Origin of the sequence: Falsiroseomonas oryziterrae (genome assembly GCF_021864505.1) — a bacterium.
Lineage (GTDB): Bacteria > Pseudomonadota > Alphaproteobacteria > Acetobacterales > Acetobacteraceae > Falsiroseomonas > Falsiroseomonas oryziterrae.
This window is the reverse complement of sequence record NZ_JAKJIB010000354.1, coordinates 1-4033: the sequence shown is the minus strand read 5'-3', so window position 1 is coordinate 4033 and position 4033 is coordinate 1. Positions and strand designations below refer to the sequence as shown.

Here is a 4033-nt window from a genome sequence, read left to right as displayed (position 1 = left end):
GCCGCCGGCGGCGCTGATCGCGGCCTGCAGGGCCGAGGTGCTGGTGCCGGCGCCGGCGAACATGCCCGCCGAGACCGCCTCCGGCAGGCCGAGCAGCCCGCCGACAGCCTGCGCGACGACGAGGGAGGCGACGACCGCGACCAGGGAGAGCAGGATCCAGCGCAGCCCTGGCCCCTTCAGGCCGGCGACGCATTGCGGCCCGTACTGGATCCCGGTGCCGTAGAGGAACATCAGCAGCCCGAGCGTGCCGACCAGGCCCGGCGGCGCTGCGCGCGGCGCGATCGCTCCGATCGCAAGGCCCGAGAAGAGCACCGCGCCCGCGCCGAAGGTGACGCCGAGGACCGGGATGCGGCCGAGCGCGTAGCCGATGCCGATCGCCACGAAGAGGGCCAGCATCGGCGAGCCCTCGAGCAGGTGCCGGATCCAGTCCATGCGCGGCTCCTCCAAGACGCGGAGTAGACCTCAGCGCGTGGTACCCCGCCAGTCCGGCCCCCTTGGGCGGGGGCCGGCGGGGCGGCTTGAAGGCAGGCGCCTTCAGTGCAGTCTGAACTCGCCCCCGGCGTAGCGCAGTTCGGCCGGTCGCATCAGCGCGGCGGAGGCGACGCGGACGGAATGCAGCGGCGCCTCGATCTCGCGCCGCCAGAAGTCGAGGAAGCGGCCGAGTTCCGGGAAGCGCGGTGCCAGGTCGTGCTTCTGCCAGACAAAGCTTTGCAGCACGCCCGGGTGGTCGGGCATGTGGTAGAGCAGCTCCGCCGTGGTCAGCCGCCAGTCCGGCAGCAGGGGGTAGCGGGCAAGTCGCTCGAGGCTGCTGAGGTCCATGCTGGCTCCTGCGTCGAGATCCCTTCGGTGGGCCATGTCCTGCGTCCCGTCTCGCGCCAGGGTTGGGCGACCCGCCCTGACGGCGTGGGAATCCTGCCATGACAGCTTGGGGACAACGCAAGAAAAACCAGCAAGTTCAATGTCTTGGCACTCGCACTCCGAGAGTGCTGCCGACGCTTGACGGGCGGGATGGCATCCCCTAGATCGCTGGCACTCCTCTGGGGGGAGTGCTAGCGGGCGCCGCAATGGGCCTGTTGGCGGCGGGCCGCACCCCTACGGCGACCCGCGTATCTCCGGAAGAGCTTGCCACACCAACGGAAGCAGTCAGGAGAGGTACGCTATGAAGTTCCGTCCCCTGCACGACCGCGTTCTCGTGCGCCGCGTGACGGCCGAAGAGAAGACGGCGGGCGGCATCATCATCCCCGACACCGCGAAGGAGAAGCCGCAGGAAGGCGAAGTGATCGCCGTCGGCTCCGGCACGCTGAACGACAAGGGCGAGCTGCGCGCGCTCGACGTCAAGGCCGGCGACCGCATCCTGTTCGGCAAGTGGTCGGGCACCGAGGTAAAGCTCAATGGTGAGGAGCTCCTGATCATGAAGGAGTCCGACATCATGGGGATCCTCGAGAACCCTTCCGTCGCGAAGGCGGCCTGAGAGCGCATCTCCGGCTCGTCACCTCGGACACAGACATCTAGGGAACGGAAAAAATGGCTGCGAAGGACGTCAAGTTCGGCGCCGGCGCGCGTGAGCGGATGCTCCGTGGCGTCGACATCCTCGCCGATGCGGTGAAGGTCACGCTGGGCCCGAAGGGCCGCAACGTCGTGATCGACAAGAGCTTCGGCGCGCCGCGGATCACCAAGGACGGCGTGACCGTCGCCAAGGAGATCGAGCTGGCCGACAAGTTCGAGAACATGGGCGCCCAGATGGTGCGCGAAGTGGCCTCGAAGACCAACGACCTGGCCGGCGACGGCACGACGACGGCGACCGTGCTCGCCCAGGCGATCGTGCGCGAGGGCGCCAAGTCGGTGGCCGCCGGCATGAACCCGATGGACCTCAAGCGCGGCATCGACAAGGCCGTCACCGAGGTCGTGAAGCACCTCGAGGCTTCGACCAAGAAGATCACCACCTCCGCCGAGGTCGCCCAGGTCGGCACGCTGTCCGCGAACGGCGAGGCCGAGATCGGCGAGATGATCGCCAAGGCGATGGAGAAGGTCGGCAACGAGGGCGTCATCACGGTCGAGGAAGCCAAGAGCATCCAGACCGAGCTCGACGTCGTCGAGGGCATGCAGTTCGACCGCGGCTACGTCTCTCCGTACTTCATCACGAACGCGGAGAAGATGATCGCGGAGATGGACAACCCCTACATCCTCATCCACGAGAAGAAGCTGTCCGGCCTGCAGCCCATGCTGCCGCTGCTCGAGTCCGTCGTGCAGTCCGGCCGTCCGCTGGTGATCGTGGCCGAGGACGTCGAGGGCGAGGCTCTTGCGACGCTCGTCGTCAACAAGCTGCGCGGCGGCCTGAAGGTCGCGGCGGTGAAGGCGCCGGGCTTCGGTGATCGCCGCAAGGCGATGCTCGAGGACATCGCGATCCTCACCGGCGGCCAGGTGATCTCCGAGGATCTCGGCATCAAGCTCGAGAACGTCACCCTCAACATGCTGGGCAAGGCGAAGACCGTCCGCATCGAGAAGGAGAACACCACGATCGTCGACGGCGCCGGCTCCAAGGAGGAGATCCAGGGCCGCTGCGAGCAGATCAAGGCGCAGATCGAGGAGACCACCTCGGACTACGACCGCGAGAAGCTGCAGGAGCGCCTGGCGAAGCTCGCGGGCGGCGTGGCGGTGATCCGCGTCGGCGGCTCCACCGAGGTCGAGGTGAAGGAGCGCAAGGACCGCGTCGACGACGCGCTGCATGCGACCCGCGCCGCGGTCGAGGAAGGCATCGTGCCGGGCGGCGGCGTCGCCCTGCTGCGCGCCTCCACCAAGCTCGGCCACCTCAAGGGCCTGAACAACGACGAGCAGGTCGGCATCGAGATCGTGCGCCGCGCGATCCAGGCGCCGCTCAAGCAGATCGCCGAGAACGCCGGCAAGGACGGCGCGGTCGTGGCGGGCGAGGTGCTCCGCAACGACAGCGCGACCTACGGCTACGACGCGCAGAAGGACGAGTACAAGGACCTCGTCGCCGCCGGCATCATCGACCCGACCAAGGTCGTGCGCACGGCGCTGCAGGATGCGGCCTCGGTCGCTTCGCTGCTGATCACGACGGAGGCGATGATCGCCGAGCGTCCGGAGAAGAAGGCCGCGGCGCCGGCCGGCGGCCCCGGCATGGGCGGCGACATGGACTTCTGATCTCCTGCAGGGGATCGGAAGCCAGGGGGCGGACCTTCGGGTCCGCCCCTTTTTCGTTGCGCGCCGCACCCTCTGACAAAGCCGTGAGTGCGGCCGCCGAGCTTTGACTCGGCACGATGCGGGCGCGCAGTCTCCGCGCCGCTTCGCGTCCGGATCGCCGTGCCTGCGGGTCGCCCCGACCCCGTCCAGCTCCGCCGCGAGGCGCCATCCGGGCGATCGGCGCCCGGGTTCATGCTGGATGAGGAGCCCGCGTCGCATGGCGATCGGCACCGTGAAGTGGTTCAACGCGACGAAGGGCTTCGGCTTCATCGTCCCCGACGATGGCGGCAAGGACGTGTTCGTGCACATCACGGCCGTGCAGAAGGCCGGCCTGCAGGGCCTGAACGAGAACCAGAAGGTCAGCTACGAGGTCGCGATGGAACGCGGCAAGGCCGCCGCGACCAACCTCCGCCCGCTCTAGCCGAACCAAGGCCGACCCTGAGGCCCGCAAAGCGGGCCGACCGCCCGAACGGGCGCCGCCTCCAGTGCGGCGAAGCCAAGCGACCGCAGGTCGCGCCCGGCGTCTGAGGGCAGTGGATCAGCGGGCTGGCGTCAGCCAGCCCGCGTCTCCTGTACGAAGACGCGCTTCGCGCCGGCCTCGCGCAGCACGCGTTCCGCCCTCTCCCGCGTCGCCGTGTTCGGCGCCTGCAGCCCGATGACCGGGCCCTCGGCCAAGGGCGGCTCCGCCTTCGCCGGGCCTGCGGTGCCGGGCGCGACGGCATTCCCCACCGCCTCCCCCACCGCGCCGGCGCCAAGACCGGCCGCCGCTGCAGCGGCCACCGCGGGGAGCGCTGCCCCGCCGGTCGCGATCACCAGCCCCGCCGCTGCCATC

At 69.5% G+C, this 4033-nt stretch carries 6 protein-coding genes; 3 read left to right on the top strand and 3 right to left on the bottom strand.

The window, feature by feature from the left end:
* Nucleotides 1-432, bottom strand: a 432-nt coding sequence (locus tag L2I40_RS19990; protein WP_456305755.1) for an aspartate-alanine antiporter-like transporter, incomplete at its 3' end; no start/stop codon positions are given.
* A gap of 102 nt (nt 433-534) precedes the next feature.
* Nucleotides 535-819, bottom strand: coding sequence for an usg protein (locus L2I40_RS19985; protein ID WP_237216936.1), 285 nt, complete (start codon nt 817-819; stop codon nt 535-537).
* A 340-nt stretch (nt 820-1159) separates the two neighbouring features.
* Between L2I40_RS19985 and groES the strand changes: the two genes are divergently transcribed.
* The 3 genes from groES (at nt 1160) to L2I40_RS19970 (ending at nt 3622) form a co-directional block, all read left to right on the top strand.
* A complete protein-coding gene (groES, locus tag L2I40_RS19980) occupies nt 1160-1471 on the top strand; it encodes a co-chaperone GroES (protein ID WP_237216935.1) in 312 nt (103 codons plus the stop codon).
* Nucleotides 1472-1524: 53 nt separating this feature from the next.
* The gene (groL, locus tag L2I40_RS19975) at nt 1525-3162 is read left to right on the top strand and encodes a chaperonin GroEL (RefSeq protein WP_237216934.1); all 1638 of its coding nucleotides are present in this window, start codon (nt 1525-1527) and stop codon (nt 3160-3162) included.
* A gap of 256 nt (nt 3163-3418) precedes the next feature.
* Entirely contained in the window at nt 3419-3622 is a 204-nt protein-coding gene (locus L2I40_RS19970) for a cold-shock protein (RefSeq protein WP_237216933.1), read from the top strand.
* A 131-nt stretch (nt 3623-3753) separates the two neighbouring features.
* Here the strand turns inward: L2I40_RS19970 and L2I40_RS19965 are convergent.
* Nucleotides 3754-4033: hypothetical protein (locus L2I40_RS19965; protein WP_372491084.1), on the bottom strand; the 280-nt coding region annotated here is incomplete at its 5' end.